The sequence below is a fragment of the Pseudomonas sp. IC_126 genome (assembly GCF_004331835.1).
Lineage (GTDB): Bacteria > Pseudomonadota > Gammaproteobacteria > Pseudomonadales > Pseudomonadaceae > Stutzerimonas.
The window spans coordinates 118,442-140,794 of record NZ_SJSS01000001.1 but is presented as its reverse complement, the minus strand read 5'-3'; the positions used below and the strand labels follow the sequence as shown (position 1 = coordinate 140,794).

The 22,353-nt window shown below is 57.8% G+C and carries 21 protein-coding genes; 2 read left to right on the top strand and 19 right to left on the bottom strand.

Going from position 1 to position 22,353, the window contains the following annotated elements; all coding sequences use genetic code 11:
- Window positions 1–135: 135 nt before the first annotated feature.
- The 14 genes from E0D86_RS00610 to E0D86_RS00545 all read right to left on the bottom strand — a co-directional run bounded on the left by E0D86_RS00610 (window position 136) and on the right by E0D86_RS00545 (window position 14,766).
- Window positions 136–876, bottom strand: coding sequence for an alpha/beta fold hydrolase (locus tag E0D86_RS00610; protein ID WP_131648044.1), 741 nt, complete (start codon window positions 874–876; stop codon window positions 136–138).
- 43 nt (window positions 877–919) lie between these two features.
- A complete protein-coding gene (locus E0D86_RS00605) occupies window positions 920–1,792 on the bottom strand; it encodes a cache domain-containing protein (protein WP_165914204.1) in 873 nt (290 codons plus the stop codon).
- Window positions 1,793–1,836: 44 nt separating this feature from the next.
- Window positions 1,837–2,961 carry an acyl-CoA dehydrogenase family protein gene (locus tag E0D86_RS00600; RefSeq protein WP_102832537.1) on the bottom strand — a complete coding sequence of 375 codons (1,125 nt, stop codon included), beginning with the start codon at window positions 2,959–2,961 and terminating at the stop codon, window positions 1,837–1,839.
- 45 nt (window positions 2,962–3,006) lie between these two features.
- Entirely contained in the window at window positions 3,007–3,807 is an 801-nt protein-coding gene (locus tag E0D86_RS00595) for a crotonase/enoyl-CoA hydratase family protein (RefSeq protein WP_102832451.1), read from the bottom strand.
- Window positions 3,804–4,877, bottom strand: a complete 1,074-nt coding sequence (locus E0D86_RS00590) for an acyl-CoA dehydrogenase family protein (RefSeq protein ID WP_131648043.1) — start codon at window positions 4,875–4,877, stop codon at window positions 3,804–3,806. Before E0D86_RS00590 ends, E0D86_RS00595 begins: the two co-directional genes overlap by 4 nt.
- Window positions 4,878–4,879: 2 nt before the next feature.
- Window positions 4,880–6,028, bottom strand: a complete 1,149-nt coding sequence (locus E0D86_RS00585; protein WP_031310961.1) for an acyl-CoA dehydrogenase family protein — start codon at window positions 6,026–6,028, stop codon at window positions 4,880–4,882.
- A 137-nt stretch (window positions 6,029–6,165) separates the two neighbouring features.
- A complete protein-coding gene (locus E0D86_RS00580; protein ID WP_042928790.1) occupies window positions 6,166–7,473 on the bottom strand; it encodes an amidohydrolase family protein in 1,308 nt (435 codons plus the stop codon).
- 232 nt (window positions 7,474–7,705) lie between these two features.
- Window positions 7,706–8,980: a cytochrome P450 gene (locus tag E0D86_RS00575; protein ID WP_042928789.1), complete on the bottom strand. Its 1,275-nt coding sequence runs from the start codon at window positions 8,978–8,980 to the stop codon at window positions 7,706–7,708.
- Between the two features lie 162 nt (window positions 8,981–9,142).
- Window positions 9,143–9,646, bottom strand: a complete 504-nt coding sequence (locus E0D86_RS00570) for a carboxymuconolactone decarboxylase family protein (RefSeq protein WP_042928787.1) — start codon at window positions 9,644–9,646, stop codon at window positions 9,143–9,145.
- Between the two features lie 24 nt (window positions 9,647–9,670).
- Complete coding sequence (locus tag E0D86_RS00565; protein WP_131648041.1) at window positions 9,671–10,846, bottom strand: thiolase family protein; 1,176 nt, start codon at window positions 10,844–10,846, stop codon at window positions 9,671–9,673.
- Window positions 10,843–11,748, bottom strand: a complete 906-nt coding sequence (locus tag E0D86_RS00560) for a 3-hydroxyacyl-CoA dehydrogenase (protein ID WP_131648039.1) — start codon at window positions 11,746–11,748, stop codon at window positions 10,843–10,845. Before E0D86_RS00560 ends, E0D86_RS00565 begins: the two co-directional genes overlap by 4 nt.
- A 16-nt stretch (window positions 11,749–11,764) precedes the next feature.
- Window positions 11,765–12,619: a fumarylacetoacetate hydrolase family protein gene (locus E0D86_RS00555; RefSeq protein ID WP_131648037.1), complete on the bottom strand. Its 855-nt coding sequence runs from the start codon at window positions 12,617–12,619 to the stop codon at window positions 11,765–11,767.
- Window positions 12,619–13,695 (bottom strand): amidohydrolase family protein, encoded by a 1,077-nt coding sequence (locus tag E0D86_RS00550; protein ID WP_131648035.1) that lies wholly within the window; start codon window positions 13,693–13,695, stop codon window positions 12,619–12,621. The genes E0D86_RS00555 and E0D86_RS00550 overlap by 1 nt, the downstream gene beginning before the upstream one ends.
- A 342-nt stretch (window positions 13,696–14,037) precedes the next feature.
- Window positions 14,038–14,766: a TetR/AcrR family transcriptional regulator gene (locus tag E0D86_RS00545; protein ID WP_131648033.1), complete on the bottom strand. Its 729-nt coding sequence runs from the start codon at window positions 14,764–14,766 to the stop codon at window positions 14,038–14,040.
- A gap of 182 nt (window positions 14,767–14,948) precedes the next feature.
- Between E0D86_RS00545 and E0D86_RS00540 the strand changes: the two genes are divergently transcribed.
- On the top strand, window positions 14,949–16,580 hold the full coding sequence (locus E0D86_RS00540; RefSeq protein WP_131648031.1) for an ATP-dependent acyl-CoA ligase: 1,632 nt from the start codon (window positions 14,949–14,951) through the stop codon (window positions 16,578–16,580).
- A 123-nt stretch (window positions 16,581–16,703) separates the two neighbouring features.
- Here the strand turns inward: E0D86_RS00540 and E0D86_RS00535 are convergent, their stop codons facing one another.
- Window positions 16,704–17,504 carry an SDR family NAD(P)-dependent oxidoreductase gene (locus E0D86_RS00535; protein WP_131648029.1) on the bottom strand — a complete coding sequence of 267 codons (801 nt, stop codon included), beginning with the start codon at window positions 17,502–17,504 and terminating at the stop codon, window positions 16,704–16,706.
- Window positions 17,505–17,604: 100 nt separating this feature from the next.
- On the opposite strand from E0D86_RS00535, the gene E0D86_RS00530 reads away from it, so the two are divergent.
- The gene (locus E0D86_RS00530; RefSeq protein WP_131648027.1) at window positions 17,605–18,348 is read left to right on the top strand and encodes a DUF2889 domain-containing protein; all 744 of its coding nucleotides are present in this window, start codon (window positions 17,605–17,607) and stop codon (window positions 18,346–18,348) included.
- A gap of 59 nt (window positions 18,349–18,407) precedes the next feature.
- On the opposite strand, the gene E0D86_RS00525 is transcribed toward E0D86_RS00530, so the two are convergent.
- From E0D86_RS00525 to E0D86_RS00510, 4 genes are all read right to left on the bottom strand, one after another.
- A complete protein-coding gene (locus E0D86_RS00525) occupies window positions 18,408–18,983 on the bottom strand; it encodes an aromatic-ring-hydroxylating dioxygenase subunit beta (protein ID WP_131648025.1) in 576 nt (191 codons plus the stop codon).
- 46 nt (window positions 18,984–19,029) lie between these two features.
- On the bottom strand, window positions 19,030–20,436 hold the full coding sequence (locus tag E0D86_RS00520) for an aromatic ring-hydroxylating dioxygenase subunit alpha (RefSeq protein ID WP_131648023.1): 1,407 nt from the start codon (window positions 20,434–20,436) through the stop codon (window positions 19,030–19,032).
- Window positions 20,437–20,620: 184 nt separating this feature from the next.
- Window positions 20,621–21,619, bottom strand: coding sequence for a fumarylacetoacetate hydrolase family protein (locus E0D86_RS00515; RefSeq protein ID WP_021207963.1), 999 nt, complete (start codon window positions 21,617–21,619; stop codon window positions 20,621–20,623).
- Entirely contained in the window at window positions 21,616–22,317 is a 702-nt protein-coding gene (locus tag E0D86_RS00510) for an SDR family NAD(P)-dependent oxidoreductase (protein WP_131648021.1), read from the bottom strand. The genes E0D86_RS00515 and E0D86_RS00510 overlap by 4 nt, the downstream gene beginning before the upstream one ends.
- Between the last annotated feature and the right edge of the window lie 36 nt (window positions 22,318–22,353).

Below are 22,353 nucleotides of genomic sequence, written 5' to 3'. Positions count from 1 at the left end.
TTTAGCTGGCCCTAGCGCCACTACCGCTCGGAGCTTTTTTAGGCATTATTAGAATAAGCGTATAACTAATCCTCGCCGCTTGAGCTGATCGCGGCTAAGCGGGCCAGCAATAACGGTGCTGCGCCATAATCAAGATCATCGGCCCATCATCCATTCAGCCAGCGTAGCGCCCAGCAATTCAGGGTGAGTTACAAACGGTTCATGTGGCGTATCGATTTCGATGAGGTCCTCACAGCCTAATCTTTCAGCGAATCTGCGCTGCCATTCGGGCGGCAAAATGCCATCCCTGGAGGTCAGGATGTAAACCGAAGGTACGTTATTTGCGTAGCCGTTTCGGGCCGCTGGCTGGATGGCTACTGCAGGAGGCGTGACGTCAGCGGCTGCCTCACCCAGCAACCAGGTAAGCTGCGCTTCGCTCATATCAGCACCAAACATTGCTTTCTGCATGTCAGCTGGCGGGGTAGTAAGAGGATTCAGCGGCCAACCAACCTCTTCCGAATTCTGGCCATGCAAGGATGAACCGAGCAGTTGTATGATCGATTGACCTTCGGCCGGTATCGCAGTTGCGAGGTAGACAAGCCCCGAGTAGAGCGACTGATCTTCGAGGACCATCATTGGCAGCAAAACACCTGCAATCGAGTGGCCAAGCAGCACCGCGTCGCGAACGTTCGCAGCTCTCAACTCATCGTTGAGTTCTTTGACAATGTCGCCCAGGGTCAGCGTCGTTACATCCCGCCCACGCTTCGTGCCGCAACCAGGCATATCAAGGCAGATGACCCGCTCGAACAAGGCCTCGCGCTGCTTGACCGCATCGACCAAAAACTTCCAGCACCAAGACCCGTGTTGCCCGCCATGAAGCAATACTAGGTCGGTCATCGATACACCCTCCTTTAGCACCCTGTCCTACGCCGGTCGGCCATTAATCCAGTTTCATTGATTTCTCATACGAACCGACCGCGACGGCATAACCATCGACCTTTCTTAAAAGGGTCTTCTTATACTCGGTTTGGCCGGTTACAGGGTTGCGCCATATATATGAGACTTCCCCGGTATCGCCCTGCGCCATAGCCCGCAGCATCTGCTTCCCTATCGGCTGGCCGTCGGCAGAGCGTAACGCCTGGAAATCGGTGCCTACCAAGCGGCGTATGAAGCCATGAGCAATAAACTTCTGAGTGTTCAAATCAACCACGAATGCGTACAGGTCATCCTGACTCAGCGCCTTGTCGTGCCTGTTGATTCGGTCGAAAGTCGTCTTCGGATCGGCTTTTACTTCGCTGGCGACTTTCTCGAGCAACTTTTCTGCCGCTTCACTGCTGGAACGAGGCATGTAGTAGCCGACTGAGATGATGCGGTCGCCAACTCGCTGATAGAACACCTGCTTGCGTTCGACCTTGCCATGCTGCCAGTTCCACCAGCGGTAATCCGCGCTGCGAACCGTACCGTCTTCAGGCGCTTTTAATGCGGCTTCGAACGCAGCCTTCAGATCCTCGTCCAGAACATTGGTAACCTGCTTGCCAATCAGCGTCGCTGAAGGGCCACCACTGGCGAGCATCACCCCCGAAGTATCGACAACATAGATGTAGAGCTCACCATCGATGTAGTCGCCTTGTCGGCTGAACTTGGCCAACGCTTTGTCGCCTTCCGCCTGGTAAGCCGTCACGGCTTTGCCCAACAGCGCACTGGCGCGTTCGGCCTCAGCGCTATAGTCGTCCGCCTGACTGACGGGCAGGGCAACGCTCAGCAACGAAACCGCACTCAGGCACAAAGCAAGAAAGACTCGATAGAAGCCCATGGGTGTCATTCTCCTAGCTCCCGCTGGCTGGCATTTTGGAAATGTCACAAAGCGCGGCCAATAATTTCTTTCATGATTTCCGAGGTGCCGCCATATATACGCGCCACTCGGGCATCGACCCAGGCACGGCTAATCTTATATTCGCTCATGAACCCATAGCCGCCATGAAGCTGAAGGAACTCGTCGAGCAATTTGCCCTGCATTTCGGAGCCCAGCAATTTCGCCATTGCTGCGACGTCGGGTGTAAGCTCGCCACGCATGACCTTTTCCAGGCAATCATCAACGAATACACGCAGCATGGTCGCCTGCGCCTTGGCCTCCGCCAGCTTGAAGCGAGTGTTTTGGAACTCCAGCACCGGCTTGCCGAATACTTTGCGCTCGCGCGTGTAATCAATGGTTTCCTGCAACAAGGTTTCAATTGACTGCGCTGCGCGGATCGCAATAATCAGCCGCTCCCAGGCAAGCTGATGGGTGAGGTACTTAAAACCCATGCCTTCTTCGCCCAAGCGATTAGCGGCCGGGACTCGCACCTCATCGAAAAACAGCTCAGCGGTATCCTGGCCTTTAAGGCCGATCTTTTCCAGCCGCCGCCCTTTTGAAAAGCCCTCGCGCTCTTCTTCGATACAGATCAGCGTCAGCTCTTTAGCGGCTGGATCGAGCTTGGTTGCCGTGACTATCAGCCCAGCATTGCTACCGTTGGTAATGAAGGTTTTTTGTCCGGAAACGATGTAGTCATCGCCATCATGCCGGGCCGAGGTGCGCATCGAACGCAGATCGCTGCCGATGCCCGGCTCGCTCATGGCGATGACCCCAATCAGCTCACCGCTGACCATCCGGGGAAGCCACTTCTGTTTCTGCTCTTCACTGCCATAAGCAACGATATAAGGCGCGACTATTTCCGAATGAGTGGTGAACCCGACGGCGGTCGCATTGGCCCGCGCAAGCTCCTCGATCATGACGGCGGAGTGGCCGAAGTCGCCACCGGAGCCACCGTACTCTTCAGGAACGGTCGAACAGAGCAGCCCCAATTCGCCGGCCTTGAGCCAGACCTCCTTGGGCACAATGCCGTTCTTTTCCCACTCATGCAGGTTCGGCACGATTTCGCGATCGACGAAACGCCGGGCCATTTCGCGGAACATATTGTGATCTTCGCGGAAAACGCCACGCATCATTACTACTCCTAAATTCTTCGTTGCTTCTGCAAACGGCGCTGATCAGCGATCCAGGTAGTCAGGGTTACGCTTCTCGACGAAGGCAGCCACCGCTTCCTGATGATCTTCGGTGTGATGCGCCAAAGACTGGTACGCCGCGGACAGCTCCAGCAATGAGTCGAGTCGCATATGTTGGCCTTCGCGCAACAGGCGCTTGCACAGCCGTAGCGCATGCCCAGGATTGGCGGCGATTTGCTGAGCCAACGCCTGCGCTTCCGCCTGCAGCGTTTCATGTGTGCAGACTTGCTCCACCAAACCCCACTCCAATGCTTTCGCAGCATTGATGGTGTCGCCGGTGAACGCCATCAGGCTGGCCTTGGGGATTCCGATGATTCGCGGCAGCAACCAGGCGCCGCCATCTCCCGGCACGATGCCCAAGCGCACGAAACTTTCAGCAAAGAGTGCCGAGCTCGCAGCCAGACGGATGTCGCACATACAAGCCAAATCGAGGCCCGCACCGATCGCCGGGCCGTTGACCGCAGCGATTATGGGAATGTCCAGCTCATACAACGCGAGCGGGATCCTTTGAATACCGTCACGATAGGTGTTGCGCAGCTCATACGGCGAACCGGCGAAGATACCCGCGCGGTCGCGCATGTCCTTCACGTTGCCACCGGCGCAGAATGCACTGCCATTACCGGTCAACACCATTACCCGCGCGGTGCGGTCGCTGCGCAACTGGGCACAGAGATCGACGAACTCCTGGATCTGCTCGGGGGATGTCAATGCATTGCGGGTTTCGGGATGGTTCATGCGAACGGTGACGATGCCGCCATCACGCTCGATTTGCAGGAATGTACTCATAGCGGTTTCTCCGCAGGGGTTGATAGCGACTGGCTGGCATGGCCAGTGATCAGCGGCCAATAGCCTCCACCACCTGATGAGCAGACCAACTGGCCGATGCGCTGGCTCCAGACGCTGGCCGAGCCGAACTCGCTGCGCCACGCCCACAGCCGGCGGGAAAACAGATGCAGCGAATATTCCTGGGTAAAGCCGATGGCACCGTGCACCGAATGGGCAATGCCTGCGCCAGCGCTGGCCGCCTCGGCACAGCTGACCTTCGCAGCTGCAATGGTCACCCCCGCAAGTGCGGCATCCGACTCAGCAAAGGCTGCCTCGGCAGCGACGTTCGCGGCTGCCGTCTGTTCGGCGAACACCGCAAGCTGCTGTTGAACGGCCTGGAATGCGCCGATTGGCCGCCCGAACTGTGAGCGCTCAGTGGCGTAGCCCGATGTCATGTCCAGCAGCGTATGCAAGGCACCTGCGATCTGCGCCGAGCGCAGCATGGCGCCACCCAAAAACAGCACATCGGCGGACAGCTCGTCAGGCAACGGAGCGCAAGCCAGTACCTGGGCTTTGTTGAAATGCAGGGAATCGCGAGGCTCGCCCGCGACGTTCAGGATCAGTGTCTGACCGGCCGCGCTGGCTACCGACAGCAACACGACGCTGGGCGTCTCGCTACCCACGTCGGCTATAGCGACCAGCGACTCGACATGACGGCCCCACGGCACGTCTCGCACGGTGCCGTGTACCACCCCGCCATTCAGGCTCAGCTGCGCATTGGCTGAAAAACTTATGGCCGCGGTCCTCGGCTCAAGCCCGGCCTTACCCAGCAACCAGTTAGCCAATAGCGCTTCGCCCAGCGGCACAGGCGCGGCGTACCGTCCAGCAGCGCGCGCCAAGACATACACATCACCCCATCCCGCTTGTGCTCCGCCAAGGGATTCTGAAACAGCAGCCAGCGCAAATCCGGACTCTTCCACCGCAGCCCAAAGCTGCGCAGGCCACTCACCACCTTCGCAGCCTTGTACGTATTCCGGTGTCGCCAGATCGGCGAGCAGGCGCTCGATCGTCGATTCGAATAGTTCTCGCATGATTATCGCAACCCCAATCCGCGCGCGATGATCCCGCGCAGAATTTCGCGGGTGCCTCCGCGCAGTGAGAAAGACGGTGCCATTTGAGTCAGGTAGGCAAGAACCTGCGCATGCTCGCTACCGCCGTTCTGGCGAGGCTCAGCCTCGAGCAGCAATTGGGCGATCTCGGGTATTTCCTGTTCGAACTGGTTACCCAGATCTTTCACGCATGACGCAGCCCAGGCTGGATGTTCGCCGGCAGCCAATTGTGCGGTCACTGCCAGCGACATGTTGCGCAACGTCAGCAGCTTCGCGGTCAGTCGCCCAATTTCGCGGCTTTGCAAAGCGTCCGGCGCGGTGCCCATCCCGGCGATCAACGTCTTGAGCAGCTCTATACAGCTGAGAAAACGCTCCGGCCCGCTGCGCTCGAAAGCCAATTCGGCCGTTACCTGATCCCAGCCCTTGCCCTCGGTTCCAATCAGCGCGTCTGCATCGAGTTGCACATTGTCGAAGAACACCTCATTGAAATGCTCGCCGCCAGCAAGATCGCGGATCGGCCGAATGGTGATGCCCGGCAACTTAAGATCGACGATGAACTGCGACATGCCTTCGTGACGCGCCGCTTGTTTTTCACCGGTGCGCACCAAGGCGATCATGTAGTGCGAGTGCTGCGCGTTGGTCGTCCAGACCTTCTGCCCATTGAGCAGCCAGCCGGCGTCATTACGCACAGCTGAGGTCTTGATCGAGGCAAGATCGGAGCCGGAGTTCGGTTCGCTCATGCCGATGCAGAAATAACTCTCACCACGGCAAATCGGCGGCAAATAGCGCTCTCTCTGCGCCTCGGTGCCGAATCGGTTGATCAGCGGTCCGCTCTGCCGGTCAGCAATCCAATGCGCCGAAACCGGCGCGCCGGCTGCGAGCAGCTCTTCGATGATCACGTAACGCGCAAACGGACCTGCCGCGGCGCCGCCGTACTGCTCGGGCAACGCCATGCCAACCCAGCCCTGGGCGCCTAGCTTGCGACTGAAGGCAGCATCGAAACCCATCCAGGACTGCGCTCTGGCTGTCGCCGGATAGTCGGCAAGATTGCTTTTTAGAAACTCCCGCACCTCCGCCCGAAGGGACTCGGCCTCGGCGGGAATTCTGCTGTAACTGAACTGAGTGATAGACATGTGCACGCTCATCAACTGGGCGCAAGGCTCTAGAACTAGCCCCAGGGCAGGCGCACTCGCGAGGCGTTAGTACCTATCGCAAATGAACCTGCCCCAACGGGGAATTGCCGCGCCTTGCCGCTACTTTTTACGGCCTGTTAGAGAGCAGTTCCGGCATCAGCCTTCTCGAACATCGCGTTGATGTCCCCCGACGTGACCGGCTTGCCGTCATTGCGACCGTGGTCGGCGCCGCCGAGCCCCAATGCGGGCTCGATCTTGACGTGCGTCGCTTTCTTGCGAAGCTCGCCTACGGTGCAGTTCTCGCGTCCATGAATGGAGAATGGATCGAAGGAGAACTCACGCATGGCATTGAGATGGGTGACCTTGTCGATGGTTTCCTTGGACAGGTGCTGCAGCCCTTCCCATGCGGACTCCGGCGAGTTCGGCCAGGTGCAATCCGAGTGCGGGTAGTCGCTTTCCCAGGTAACCATGTCTTCGTTCATGAATTTCAGGTTCTGCAGACCGAAGTTATCCTCGATGAAGCAGGTGATGAAATGCTTGTGGAAGATGTCGCTGGGCATCTGCCCGCCGAAGTTCGAGTTGGTCCACGCGTTGTGGTGACGGTGGGTGAAATCGGCGCGCTCGAGCAGATAAGGAATCCAGCCGATGCTGCCTTCAGACAGCGCCATGCGCAGGTTGGGGAATTTCTTCCACATCGGTGCCCAGATCCAATCGGCCGCGGAGTTGGCGATGGAAATAGGCATGGACGTGATCCAGGCATCGATTGGCGAAAGGTCGGAGGCATGGTTGGCCTTTACACCAGTACCGATGTGGCAGCAGATCACGACGTTATTGTCCGAGCAGGCCTGCCAGAGCGGATCCCAGTAATCGCTGTGGATCGACGGGTAGCCGTGGATCGCCGGATTGTCCGACAGTGACAGCGCATGCACACCCTGTTTCGCCAGGCGCGTAACCTCGGCGGCAGCGGCCTGCATGTCCCACCATGGCACCAGCATCAGCGGAATGAAGCGGCCCGGCGCAGCGTTGCACCAGTCGTGCAGATGCCAGTCGTTGTAGGCCTGGATCGCGGCCAGGGACACGGCGCGATCCGGATGATTCTGGAAACGCTGACCGGCAAAACCTGGGAACGTCGGGAAGCACAGCGAGCCGAGCACGCCGTTGGCGTTCATGTCGTCGACACGATCAGCCACGCTCCAGGTACCGCGACGCATCTGGTCATAACCCAACGGCTCCATGCCGTACTCTTCCTTCGGTCGGCCAACTACCGAGTTCAGGCCCATGTAGCCGGTGGCCTGCTCTTCGAAAACCCATACATCGCGGTCGCCGCGTTTGACGACATGAGGCTCGCGCCCTTTGAAGCGCTCAGGCATGTGGCGAGCAAAGGCGTTTGGTGGCTCGATGGCATGGTCATCAACGCTGACGAGAATGAGATCTTCAACCTTCATTGTTCTTCCCCTTCGCAAATGGGTTTGTTGTTGTGTCCAAAGCATAGAACACGTTGCGATCAAATTAAACACATATTTCGATTGTGTTCAAATCCAATCTTGAGAGCGAACACATTCATTTACCGGTACCAAGCACCGCAAAATTCAACGAGGGAAAAACAACAAGGGCAGGCGCCCTTCCCTGCGGGGCAGGAAAGGGCTGGACGTGGCGTGAGGGCAGTAAGCCGATGCCTCAATCCCAGAGGACGTGGAGATAGTGCGGTCCGCGCAACTGGGCGCCGATAATCTCTGGTGCAGGCTTGGAAGGATCCAGGCGGATATTCGGCATAAGGTCGAGAATCGCGTTTAGCGCGCAGTTGAGTTCCGTCTTCGCGACGAATTGCCCGATGCACATATGCGGCCCGAAACCAAAGCCGAACGAGGGTTTCGGTCGTCTGTCGATGTCGAATACGTCACCGTGCTCGAAGGCATCCTCATCACGGTTCGCCGAGGTGACGATGCACTGCACCATAGCGCCCTTGGGAATCTGCACACCGCGGATTTCCATATCCTTTGCAGCCTGGCGCACCTTAAAGGTGGCGACAGGCTCCAGACGTACGGCTTCGTCGATGGCCTTGGAGACCAGGCTGCGATCGTTGCGCACCCGCTCCAATACCTCAGGGTTCTCGAGCAACAATGTCATTAACGTACCGAATGTGCGCGTAGTGGTTTCGCTGGCGGCCGGCAGCAACGAACGCACAAAGGTCGCGATTTCATGATCATCAAGCGAACGGCCTTCATACTCGGCTCGGATCAACCGACTGATCAGGTCATCCCCTTCGGCACCGGTTGCGCGGCGCTCGGCTACGACAACCTTTACGACGTCATAGAGCGCTTTGGCAGCTTCCATCGCGGCACCACGCGCGGCGGCGGCTTTTTCAGGATCAACTTGCGGGCCGGCAAGGATCGCCAGCGCCCAGGCAGCATATTGTTCGATCTCGTCCGGACGATCCTCAGGAAAGCCGATCAGGGAATAGATAACCCGAATCGGAAAATACAGGGCAAAGTCCATCAGATCGCCGCCTTTGCTCGGCACCAGCGGCTTGATGTATTCCTCGCGAATAACCCGATCGATCTTGGTTTCTTTCCAGCGGTTGACAGTTTCAGGCATGAACACCGGCTGCAGCAGGTTGCGAATGTTCTTGTGCGCGTCTCCATCCATCGCAGTGAGGATCAGCCCGTCAAAAAAAGCGCCCAGGCCTTCAGCGATAAAACCACTGGTGAAGTTGCTGGCATCGCGCATTACTGCCATGACATCGTTGTATTTGAACAAGGTGAACGTAGGACGGTTGGCGTCCAGGCCGGCGATGCTCGGCACCCCCAGACGCGCCATGAAGTTCTCTTCAAGAACCGGCGAATTCATGCGCATCTCGCGGTATACCGCATGAAGGTCCACATCGCTTCCACGATAGTTGCTGGCGACGTCCGCGAACGCCTTGCCCAGATTGTCCCGCGCCTGTGTAGACATTGTTCTTCTCCTTGTTATTGTTCAGGCATACGCCATTGCGTCTAAAAACTGCCTGCATGGGCGAGATACTAGGCCCAACTGCGCACTTATTGAACGGCTTTTTACATTTCGATCAAATTTATCGGACGGTCTGCTCCACATCCATGCAGGGCGTCGACCCGCTCAATACGCCTGCTGCACATAGGTCATCCGACCGCCCGCCAGCATCAGCGCGCAGTACATGTTCAGCTCGACCACTTGAGCCTCGGAGAAGAACTCGGCGAGACGCGCATAGTGTTCGTCGCTGATGGCCATGTAATCGCTGGCGAACAATTCAGCGAAGATCAAAGCAGCTCGTTCAGACGGTTCGAAACGATCGCTATTTGAAGAAAGGCAGGCGATGTCATCTTCCGTCACGTGGTCGGATTTACGAGCGAGTTGGCACGCTTGGCAGGTGGTGATGCTGGCGATTTTCAGGCGCACCAATTCACGCAGGCGCTCATCGAGCAGGCTGTCCTGATGCAGGCTTTCCAGCAAACCAAGCCAGGCTAATGCTGCACCGGGCCGATGCGCCCAGACCTGAACAGGTCTGGGCGAGCTCAGCATCCGACTTTGCTGGCCGCGCGCAACGGCGCTACGTAACTCTTTCGGCATTTCATCCAGCGGAACGAAAGACACGCGCGCCATAACCGCTACCTCACTGTCGGAAGATCAGTCGAGCCGCTCGATAATCGTTGCAGTACCCAGGCCGCCAGCGCAACAGATCGCCTGCAGGCCATAGCGGGCGCCCCGCCGCTCAAGTTCATTGAGCAGCGTAGTCATCAGCCGCGCGCCACTGGCACCCAGCGGGTGACCCAACGCAATGGCTCCGCCGTTGACGTTGAGCTTGTCATGCGGCACACCGGTTTCCTGCATCCAGGCAAGCGGTACCGACGCGAAGGCTTCGTTGACCTCGAAAAGGTCGATGTCGCCGATGGACAAACCAGCCTTGCCCAGCACCTTCTTGGTCGCCTCGATAGGGCCGGTCAACATCAGCGTTGGGTCTGCACCTACGGTCGCGAAGGCGCGGATGCGCGCGCGAGCCTTGAGGCCCAGCTGCTTGGCGGTGTCCGCGGACATCAACAGCAGCGCAGCGGCGCCATCGGATATCTGCGAGGAATTACCTGCAGTGACCCGCCCGTTCTCAGGGCGGAAACTGGTTTTCAGCGTCGAGAGCTTTTCCCTCGAGGTATCGCGACGGATGGTTTCGTCCGCCGCCAGATCAGCTGCTGGTTCGGTCAGCGCGTGCTCACGCAACGACTCGACCGGTACCGGAACGATCTGGCTATCGAAATAACCCGCATCAGCTGCCTTCGCGGCACGCTGATGACTTTCGAAAGCGTAGTCGTCCAACGCTTCGCGACTGAGTGACCATTTGTCAGCCATCCGCTCGGAGGCCTCGCCCTGGCTCGTCAGCTCGTAACGCTCTGCCGCCATCCAACCAAAGGCTTCGCCGTGGATTTCACGATTGCTACCCATGGGCACGCGGCTCATGTTTTCCGCGCCGCCTGCAACGATGACATCAGCCATACCAGACGCGATAGCGCCTGCCGCAGCATGCACCGCAGCTTCGCCCGAGCCACACTTGCGGTCGAGTGTCAGCCCCGGAATCGTCACCGGCCAGCCAGCGCCAAGAAGCGCGGTGCGGGCGATGTTTGCTGATTGCTCACCGATCTGCGTAACACAGCCGAAAATCACATCGTCGACCTGCGATGGCGATAGGTCGACACGCTCGAGCAGCTTGCCGATGACCAGCGAACCCAGATGGTCGGCTCGCACGCCCGCAAGACTTCCACGAAAACGACCGACCGGCGTCCGCACCGCATCAACAATTACGATGTCTTTCATAGCGCACTCGCCTTTAGGCCGGAGCCCGGCACTCGGTTGCCGTCCTCGTAACGATAGACGCCATGCCCCGTCTTGCGACCCAGACGTCCGGCGGCAACCATCTTGATGATCAGCGGACAGGGTCGAAATTTCTCTCCCAGTGTCTGGTGCAAGTACCGCAGCACCGACAAGCGAGTATCCCAACCTGTCAGATCGCCGAGCTCCAGCGGCCCCATCGGATGGTTGAAACCCATGCGCAGCGCAGTGTCGATATCTTCGGCCGTCGCCGTGCCTTCCTGCAGCATGTACATGGCTTCGTTACCAAGTAGAGCGGACATGCGGCTGGTAGTAAGGCCGGGCGACTCGTTGACGGTGATCGAAGTCTTGCCGATCGCATCGCACAGCGCCTTGGTACGCACGACGACCTCGTCAGTGGTGGCTAGGCCGCGCACCAGTTCGACCAACTTCATCTTGTGCACTGGATTGAAGAAATGCATGCCAACGACCCGGTCGGCAAAGCCGGGCACCGATGCGGCAATTTCGGTGACGCTCAGCGCTGAAGTATTGGTCGCAATGATCGCGTTCGGTGCCAGCAGAGGCGCAGCCTGACCTAGAACGGCTTTCTTCACGGCCAGTTGTTCGGAAACGGTTTCCACCAGCCAGTTGGCGCCAAGCGCCGCCTCGCTCAAATCACCACAGGTAATCAAATTCGCCAGCGAAGATTGGGCGACCTCATCGGTAATCTTTCCCAGCTTGACGCCGGTGCTGAGGATGTTTTCGATGTTGCCTTTGGCACGAGTGAGCGACTCGGCGTGAGTATCCACCAACAAGGTGGCGAATCCCGAACTGGCGAATGCATGCGCAATGCCGGTACCCATCAAGCCGGCACCAACCACTACAATTTTGTCTTCTTTATTAGTCATTTAATTCGCTCTCGATTTAGACGCTGGGCTTTTCGCCAACTACGTTACGTAGCGTACCTATGCCTTCCACGGTCGCCTCGACCACATCGCCAGGGTTTAAATACACGCCAGTTCCCATCCCGACTCCGGCCGGCGACCCCGTGAACAACACGTCACCGCAAGCAAAACTGGAGCGCTGTTGGACGAAACTGATCAACTCACCAACATTCCAGGTCATTTCGCTGGTATAGCTGTCCTGGCGGGTTTCGCCGTTTACTTTCAAAGTCAACCTGAGAGCTGGAGACCCCGCCGGGAATTCATCCTTGGTGACGATCCACGGACCAAGTCCGGTGGTCTTGTCCTGGCTTTTGGCAGCGAATAGATCCATTCCGATGCCCGGCGGACCGCTGAGCTGCAGGTCGCGGGCGCTTACATCATTGCCAACGGTATATCCGAGGACGCAACCCAAGGGGTCAGCCAGGTCGATCTCGCTGCTGCCAATGACCACCACCAGCTCGACCTCGTGATCGAGCTTTTCTGTCAGCGGCGGAAAGCGAATCGGATCGTGGGCTCCGATGAGTGCGCCGTAGGCCTTGAGAAAGGCCACAGGCTGCGCCGGTGCGCTGAGGCCAAAATCCTCGGCGAGGTGCTTGGTGTAATTCGCCCCAGCGACAACCACTCGATTTACGGGCTCGATTGGCGGTAACAGGCGAACCTGGGAAAGCGGCACTGGCCGCCCCAGGAAACGCAACGCACTGATCCCCTTGCCTTGGGCTATGGCGGGAGCCCACTCGGAAAACAGGCCGACGATGGGTGTGACTTCATCCTGCTGGATGTCGACTACCGCCCAGAAGGGTTCGCCATCTTTATGGGAACAACGCGCCAGTTTCATCAGACACCAACCTTGCCGACTTTAGCGGGATCGAGGCGCAGCAGTTCGCAGGCGTTCTTCCAGCGAATTTTCTGCAGGTCTTCGTCCGACAGGCGAAGCCCCTCGGTCAGATCGTGACGGACTGCGTCGCTGCCGCCGAAGTTCGATCCATAAAGAACCCGATCCGCGCCGATGACATCGACCATGGCCTGACGCATGGGAAGCTCGTGCAGCTCCACGTCGAAATAGAAGTTGGGCAGGTAATCTAGGAATGGCTTTTTGTTGTGGAAAACGTCTAGGTTCGGGTTGGTCTGGGCAAGCCGACCCAGCTGATAAGGAACGAAGCCGCCACCGTGGGTGATGTAAATCTTCAGTTTCGGGAAGCGATCGAGCACTCCGCCGTTAATGAGGTACCACAGGCATTTGGTTTCGTCGTAATTCATGCCGAGGATCGCGGTCGTTTCATACCTATCGGTATTGGCGTCCTTGCCCCAGGTCACGGACTGGTTGTATCCGTGAACGAAAATCGGCAGGTCCACTTCGCACAACGCTTCCCAGACCGGATCAAGCTCTGGCGAGTCATATTCCAGCCCGCCGAAGTTAGAGCCACCGGCGCTCAGGCCTTTCGCTCCCAGTTCGTTGCAGGCACGGCGGATTTCCTTGGCCGCTTCAAGGGGTACGTTCAGCGGAGCGTGCGCCCAGAACATCAGCCGGTTGGGCGCTGCCGAGCAATACTCAGCCATCACGTCGTTGACCTTGCGAGCGAACGGGACAGCGAACTCGGCTTCGGTCCAATACATGTAGCAATGGCTTGGAACGGACAGAACCTGAGCATCCTGCCCCGCCGCATCCATAGCCGCGAGGCGGTTGCTCGGGTCGCGCCATTTGGCCATGTACTCTTCGACGTTCAAGGTCTCGCCGCGGGCATGGGCCTCGCGCAGGGCTTTCTTACGTTCTGGTGCGCCTAGAGAAAGAATCCACTCACCAACACGCAACTTGATATCGCCATCGGGCTGCGACTCAAAAGCCGGCCCCCAATGGGGATGCTGGTCGTAGTAATCAGGGTGTGGCGCGTGGGCGTGAAGATCAATAAGCATGTCCGGTTACCTCAGAAATTGGCACTTTTTAAAATTATGTGTAGCGCAGTGCAGCTGCGCCGTATAACCGGGGTCTACTGCCCCTGAACGGCAGCGTGCAAGCCCCATGGACAGATCATAAAATTAATCTGGTCATAAATCAAAAAACTGTTCAATTTATTTTTATAGCTACGCCGGAAGCAGTGTTCTAGAGCGCCTCCCTGCGGAAGCCATCACCACACAGGAACGTAAAAGCGCTCGAATCGCGGTTCCGTTCGCATTTCGGCTGAAAAAATGGCGCGCAAAAAAAAGCAGAACCCTCGGGAGGAGAGCTCTGCTTTAGGTGTAGCGGGTAGTGACGGACTAGCGGCGCGAGCGCGAGGTCGATCCGATTGTCAGGGCCGCGATCAGCTTCTTCACACGAACGGGAAGCATGCGACGGTTCGCCGACTCGGACACCAGCGTCTCGCTCATCACATAGCGGATGATCAGTTCGCTGATCAATTCGCGATCAAGCCTGACGCCAAGTCGCTCGTCCCACTCGTCGAAAACGATGTCGAGCACATCTTGGAAACGAACAATGGAGTCATGGAAAATTCGGCGGAAGAACCCCAGCGCATATTCAGGCGCGACCGTCAGCAGGCGCTGCGCGCGACTTTGCTCGAGGTAATTGTCCAAATAGACGATAAGCGCGTTGAGCCGCGCATCCGGATCGGCGATATCTCCCAACGCCTGGGTCAGCGATGTATGGAAACTGTCGCGCTTGTGTCTGGAGAAGGTATCGAGCAGGTCGTCTTGCGACGAGAAGTATCGATAGAACGTCCCACGGGAAACACCGGCGACCTGGCACACATCAAGGATCGAAATGCGATCAGCACCTGATCGCAGCACTACTTCTTCGGTGGCCACGAGGATATTGGAAATGGTCTCTTCCGACCGGCGGTTGGGTTTTACCTTGGCGCCAGAAGATGAAACGCCAATGCCCTGACGAACGGTTTTCTTGACAGTACTCACAGGTTTCACACGGGGTGCGGCCTTTTTTTTCGGCGGAGGTGACACTGCTTCAGCAAGCTGATTTGCGCGCTTTGGCATGGGTGCAGGGGCTCATAACAAGAAAGATACGCAACACTAGCATAGGAAATAGGCAACATAATCTAGATTTGTTCAACTTTTGCCTAAAGACATTCTATGAATTTGTATTTAGAATCGAATTCTCCCTTCAAAATAACATCAGGCGACCCAGCGACTGGCGGCGCCCCACAAGGAGAAGAGCCATGAGCGGCACGGGAAATACAGACACCTGGGCAGTAGGCGAAAGAGACACTGTCATCGCAGCACTTGAGCGCGCTGTAGCGCGGCATCCAGACAAGGTACTGCTTGATTTTAGCGGTGATTTATACACATACGGTGAAACTGATTTACTTTCTACCAAAATGGCTCATTCGCTCGCTTCGCTAGGTGTGAAGGCAGGCGAAACGGTATTGACGATGCTGGACAACAACATCGACGCCGTCGTGACATGGCTCGCGATCAACAAGCTTCGTGCCGTCAGCGTACCGATCAATACTGCCTTGAAGGGTGAGTTTTTGCGCCACCAGATAGCCGACACCAATACCAAGGTGGTGATCTGCGAGGCGGCCTATCTCGATCGTATAGTGCCGCTTGCGTCGAAATTGCCTGAGGTGCAGAGCATTCTTTACCGTGGCCAGCTGGAATCGCTCCCTGAATGCGCCATTTCGGTCGCTTCGCTGGATGAGTTCCGCGGCCATGACGAAACGCCTTTCGAGACCAAGCCTCAGCCATCCGATCTCTCCTGCCTCATCTACACCTCAGGAACCACGGGACCATCGAAAGGCTGCATGATCAGCTACAACTTCATGTGCAACCTGGCGCGCCTGCAATTGCGGGCCGGACCTGCGAACGAGAACGACGTAACCATCACGCCGCTGCCGCTGTTTCATATGAATGCCCTTTGCGTGTCGATTATTGCCAGCATCTTGGTGGGCGCGCGAGCAGCGATACTGCCGCGCTTCTCCGTTTCCAACTTTTGGCAGGAGGTCGAACGCTCCGGCGCCACCATTGCGTCGATTCTCGGTGGCATGGGCGGGCTGCTGGCAAAGGCGCCTGAAAACGACGCGATGAAGCGGTGTTATGGCCAGATCCATACGGCTCGCGGCAATCCATATACCGAGGAGACCAAGAAAATATGGCGTGAGCGCTTCGGCACCAAGCTGGTAGGCGGTAATGGCTACGGTCTCACCGAGGCCTGCGTGATTACATCGCTTGCAGGTGGCGAATATGCGGCGCCTGGCTCGTCAGGCAAGCGTATCCCGGACTTCGATGTACGTATTGTCGATGATGAAGACCGTGAGGTACCGGCGAACACATCCGGTGAGATTGTGGTGCGCCCGCTGCGTCCGGACATCATGTTCCAAGGCTATTGGCAGCGTCCGGAGGACACCCTGAAGCTGATGCGCAACATGTGGTTCCACACGGGCGACATCGGCAAGTTCGATGACGACGGCTTCTTCTATTTCGTCGACCGGAAAAAGGACTACCTGCGCAGGCGTGGCGAGAACATTTCCAGCTTCGAGATGGAGGCCGCCTTCGCCGTGCACCCAGGCATTTCCGAAGTTGCGGTACACGCCGTTCCGTCGGACAAGGGCGAAGACGACGTAAAGGTCACCGCGGTATTGCACGATGACGCGACGCTTCAGCCAGAAGAGCTGTTCAAGTGGGCTACCGACTCGGTGCCTTACTACGCGCTGCCACGGTACATCGAATTCCGCAAGACGCTGCCGAAAAACCCGCAGGGGCGAGTGTTGAAATACCTCCTTCGGGACGAAGGTAAAACAGCCTCGACATGGGACTTGGAAGATACGGATATCAAGGTAGATAAGCGCTAAGCCCGCTGCGAGGGGCTGGGCACAGGCACAGCCCCTTCCCTACCTCGCGAAGCAACCATGCATTGCGGGCTAAGGAATCGGAATTGGCATGTGGGCGCAGCGAGGGCTGCGCCCACAATTGTTTCAGTACTCCCGAACGGGAACGTCTTTAGGGCGTGAGTTATAGCCCGGTAAATGCAGGCCGCCATCCACGTGAATGGTCTCGCCAGTAATGAAACGCGCCATCTCCGAGGCCAGAAAGACAACCACCGGGCCGATGTCCTCCTCCGGATCGCCACAGCGCCCCAATGGCCGCATTGAGGCCGACATTTCCGCGAACCCGGGGTTTTCCGCCGCCAGTTTGTGGAAAGTCGCGCCCATGGCTGTGGGCGCTACGGCATTAACGCAAATGTTGAACCGCCCCCATTCCGACGCAGCGCTGCGGGTCAGGCCGACAATGGCTGATTTAGCGGTGTTGTAATCGCCATGCAGCCACGCACCGATCTCGGTGTCGATGGAGTAGAAGTTAACTATCTTTCCGCCGCCACGTGCCTTCATATGAGGCAGCGCAGCCTTCATCGCCCACCAGGCTGCCCATACTGTGGAGTTGAGCGTTTTGGTCAGCATCTCATCGGTCTTATCTTCAAGCAGGACGTTGGGTGTAGGCGCAAACGCATTGTTCACCAGGACATCGAGCCCACCGAATTCATCCACGGCAGCCTGAATGGCCGCCTCGATGTCTTCCTTGCTGGAAACATCGGTCTTCACAAACAGCGCCCTGGCGCCCAACGCTTTCAGCTCTTGCGCAACGGCTCTACCGCTTTGTTCGTCCAGCTCTGCAACTACCACCGCAGCGCCCGCCTTGGCGAAGCTCAACGCTACCCCTCGACCTATACCGCCACCCGCGCCAGTGATAAGCGCCACACGCTCTCGTAGCAATTTCATAGCCTCTCCTTTTTTGTTTTAGATAGACAGTTTTTATTATAGTGTTCAAATATACTCCTATCCGCGTCATCGGGCATTATTCAGCAAAAAGGATAACTAGATGAGTACGTTTCGCCGCCGAGTGGACATAGTGACCAGCGAAGAACACGGCGAAGGTGAAGTTCGCGCAGCTCTCGAAGATGACTTTCACCACTTTCGCGTATGGGCGAAATACCAAGCTGGCGCACTGATTGCTGTCGGTGGCGAGGCGATACGGTACCCCTACACCGCTTGCCTGCAGGCAAGCGAGCCCCTTGAGCGCCTGGTCGGCATGCGGATCAACCGGGTCGCTCATTCGGTAACGCGCCAGACGGACGCAAAGCACCAGTGCACGCATCTCCTCGATCTCGCGGGACTGGCGATTGCTGCAGCAGCCCGTCAGAGTCGCAGGCGTCGTTACGATATCGAAATTCCTGGCCGGGTCGACAATCGAACAACCGCGAGGTTAACGCGAGATCGAGACTGGAGCCTGGACTGGTCCGTAAATGGTTCGCTTATCGAGGCGCCCAAATCTTATGCCGGAGTCAATCTACGCGAGGGGATGGCGCGCTGGGCGTTGCAAACTTTATCGGAAGAGGAAGCGGAGGCTGCGTTGATACTGCGCCGCTGCACGCTCATTTCGCTGGGAAGAGAACGTGACCTGGATAGGCAGACACATGCAGTCCCGAGCGGCCTCTGCTATAGCCAGCAACCCGAACGGGCGGAACAGGCCATACGGGTGAAGGGATCGACGTGGGATTTCGGATCGTCGCAAGAAAAACTGTGCGCGAGTGATCAGGATTGGCTGAACAGCCGTGGGTCATAGGGAAGGACGAGCTTTTGCAATGAGACGGCCCGCATCCCGAAAGAGATGCGGGCTCATCATCAGAGGAATACAGCGAGGTTTGGAGTGCCCAGAACGGCCTGGTCGATAATGACTTCGCGACGCGCCAACTTGAAGCCATCTTCGTGCATACGCAGCACGTCGCGACGCTCGCCACTGATGATGTCGACGTGATGGTCCTTGAACCGGCTGCGCGTCAGCAGCAGATAACTAGTCACTACATACTCATCAGGGGTGGCGGTTTCCTCGACGAACACATTCGTCACCAACCGCCGCGTACGCGATGGCGGGTCTTCCGCCCAAGCGCTCTTGCCGGAGAGACGCAGCACACGCCCCATGATCGACCGATAGTCATCGTGGTAATGCTGCACGCTACGCACAATGCTCACCGACAGCTCGGACTGGGTGCGGGTATGCCGCAGCGGCACGGTATAGATCAGATCGGTATCAAGCCGTGCTGCCCATTCCTGCAAACGAATTTGATCCAGTAGCGTTGCTTCCTCATAGAGGAAGGTCACGGCCTGGTTGTAAATATTTTCTCCGACCGGCACACGCTTGATACCGACCGGAGAGCCCGGCTGGATCTGGTCCTCGCCGCGTTGTTGAACTTCTGCCATGGAAATCTCCGTTATCTTTTTTGTCGTGACCCAGGCCAGCGAGGGCCTACTTTTCGTCCGAAGCGGTCATCAGTTCGTGCCAGTACTGCCACCAGTGCCACTGGGTATCGTCTTTGGTGAAGCCCTCATTGACGATACCTGGGCCTGGCCACCCTTCCGGCGCGCCGGTTTCGAAACAGGCTTGATATTTGAGCGTACTCTTGCGACCCATCGCGCCCTTGGCGGCGTGCGTCATGTGTGGCCAAGTATCGGAGTCGTCCTGCTCGACCATGCCGGATGTCCCAAACAGCTGGATGGTCTGCTTGAGCATCTTTTCACGAAGCTCTGGTGGCGCATCCTTCTCGGCGAATATCCAGTTGACGAACTCAAGCTTGTCCGGACCTTGAGGCACATAGGCGTGCAGCGTCATGGAGCCGACCACGCTGCCATCCGGCTGCGGGATATAAACGAAGCCAAACAGAATGTTCGGGAACATGCCTCCTACCTGCGGCGGCATACTGGTCAGCACCTTGAGCTGATCTTCACTGAGGTTACGCGCCAACTGCTCGACCATGTCACGCGTCATACCTGCAGGAGGCAGCGCGTTCAGTTTTTCCTCGACCGACAAGGTCGCCGGGTCCAGACCTGTCAGGCGCTTGATCTTGCGCGCCAGATCGATACAACGCAGTGCATGGCCGTGGGGAGAGCTGATCTCGACGCCGATCATTTCCGGACTAAGGTCGGCACCCTCGCCCTCGCCTTCACCTTTCTTCGCGTAGTTGCCTACTTCACCCAGCCAGCGGTGCAAGGTCAGGGTATGGAAGCCATCGGCAGCCGACTGTTCGCCAGCGGTTTTCCAGTTGGCGTTCACGATGAACCGCTGCGGCGGGCCCAATACCTCCATGCCCTTGTCGCTGCGGCAGAAGAGCATGTCGTAATACCATTTGGCATCGCCCAGGAACTCATCGAAAGAAGGACCGTCGACGTTCCAGGTTGCGAAGATCAGACCGCCATAAAGCGTCACCCGAGCCTTCTTCAGACCCAATTCTTCCTTGGCCATCATCTTGCCGTGCATGCATTCGCGCTCGACTGGCGAGCCGATGAAGTCACCGTTGGGCCGGAACGCCCAACCGTGGTAGATGCACTTATGAATCTGTGTATTACCGCAATCGGCGGTACTGATGCGCATGCCTCGATGCGGGCAAACATTAAGCGAAACGAAAACCTCACCCTCTTTACCGCGGGCGGCAATCACCGAATCCGAGCCCATGTCGCGCACGATGAAATCGCCGGAGTTAGGGATTTCAGATTCGTGGCCGAGCAGGACCCAGATCTTGCCGAAGATCTTTTCCATCTCCAGCTCATAGATTTCCCGGTCGCTCAGGACGCGCATCTGTACTTCACGTGTCGCTGGGTAGATAAGATCCGAGACCTTGGTTCCGTCGGACAATACGGGGCTCGTTGTTGTTAGCATGATTGCCTCCTGTTTATAGGGCATAGCCGCCGAGGGCGATTGAGACAAGCTGAATATAAGACACTTTTCACTAATATGTATACTAGATGCCCATGTTCTTTATGTGACATCTTGCTGCTGAAATAAACCGGCATGGCTAGCTTGAGGTTCTGAGCCAGGCCAACTGGCCAAACAGGCCACTGCCTCAGGCGTCGTTCGTGGCGGTGCCGACACGGGTTCGCAGCACGCCGATGCCCTGCACTTCCAGCTCCACCAAGTCTCCTGGCTTGAGATAACGCAACTGCTCCAACCCGCAACCATTGCCCACGGTGCCAGAACCGAGAAATTCGCCGGGATACAGGGTTTCCGAACGTGAAACATGAGCGATGACATCTTCGAACTGCCAGCGCATGTCTCGCGTGTTACCGCGCCCCCATTCTTCGCCATTCACCCGCGCCACCATGTCCAGATCATAGGGATCGCCTAGTTCATCAGAGGTGACCAGGCAGGGCCCCATGATATTGGCCGTGTCGAAATCCTTGCTCTTGGCAGGGCCGAGCATTCCGGACATTTCTTTCGCCTGGGCGTCGCGCGCGCTCATGTCGTTGAAAATGGTGTAGCCGACAATATGCGAGCGGGCTGCGTCACGGCTTATGTCCTTGCCCCGCTTACCGATGTAGCAGCCGAATTCCAGTTCGAAATCCAGTGCCTTGCTAAAGCTCGGCCACTGAAACTCATCGTCGATACCGACTACCGCAAAGCGGTTGCATTTGTAATAGATCGGCTGTCGATTGAAGGTCTCGATTACCCGGTCATCGGCACCCGTGTTCATCGCTTTCAGTGTCGCTTCCGGGTCCGGCGTACGTAGGGCACGCGCTCGTCTGGCGGCGGCGAAACTCTGTTTCAAGTGCAGCTCGAAGCATGAACAGTCACGCATCTGCGGCGGTGGCTGGATCGGCGCGCGCAGCTTGACGGTGGCGCGTTCGATGACAGCTGCGGAGGGCGCCTTGGCTACCAGCGTCCGAGCTTGTTCGAGGGCCTGTTCGCCGCCTTCGATCAACGTCAGAACGCTGGCGAATTCGGGGCTCTCACGACCTTGCATACTGCGATAGGCAGTCTGCAGGTCGACAATCAGCCCATCATTTTCGATCAATGCCCCGGCGCGCTCGAAGCCAGCGCTATCGGTATAGGTTACGAGCCTCATACGCGACCACTCACAGGCAGGCAGGCGCCGGTTACAGCGGCCGCTTCGTCCGACAGAAGAAACGCGATTACCGATGCCAGTGCTGTTGGCGATACCCAGCGGCCCGGATCGGCGTCCGGCATGTCGGCGCGATTAGTCGGCGTATCGATGATACTCGGCAGTACGGCATTGACAGTGACGCCCCGGTCCTTGACCTCCTCTGCCAGCGCTTCGGTAAGGCGAACCACGCCAGCCTTTGACGCCGCATAGGCGCCCATGCCCATGCCAGCCTTGAGTGCGGCCAACGCGCCGACATTGACGATCCGCCCCGCGCCGGTTGCAGTGAGATGGGGCAGCGCCGCCTGGGAGGCCACTACCGCAGTGCGCACGTTCATTTGATACATGCGATCCCAGGTGTCGAGGCTTCCGGATTCAAGCGTTTCCCAGGCGAAACCGCCGGCTACGTTGACCAATCCATCGATGCGCCCGAAATGCTCGACTACCCTGTTCAATGCCTCCGCTGCCGCGTCGACGGACGTCAGGTCAACGCCGCCGATGGCATGCAGTTGTGCAGCTTCAGGGAATGAGCCGGACAGCTCGGCGCGGTCAAGTAGCGCTACTCGGGCACCTCGGGCCAGAAGCAGATCGCCAAGGGTTCTACCAAGCACGCCGAAGCCGCCTGTGACGACAATGGTCTTGTCCTGCAAAGACTGGGACATACTGAAAGCCTCTTGTTTTTTTTCTACGACGCACCG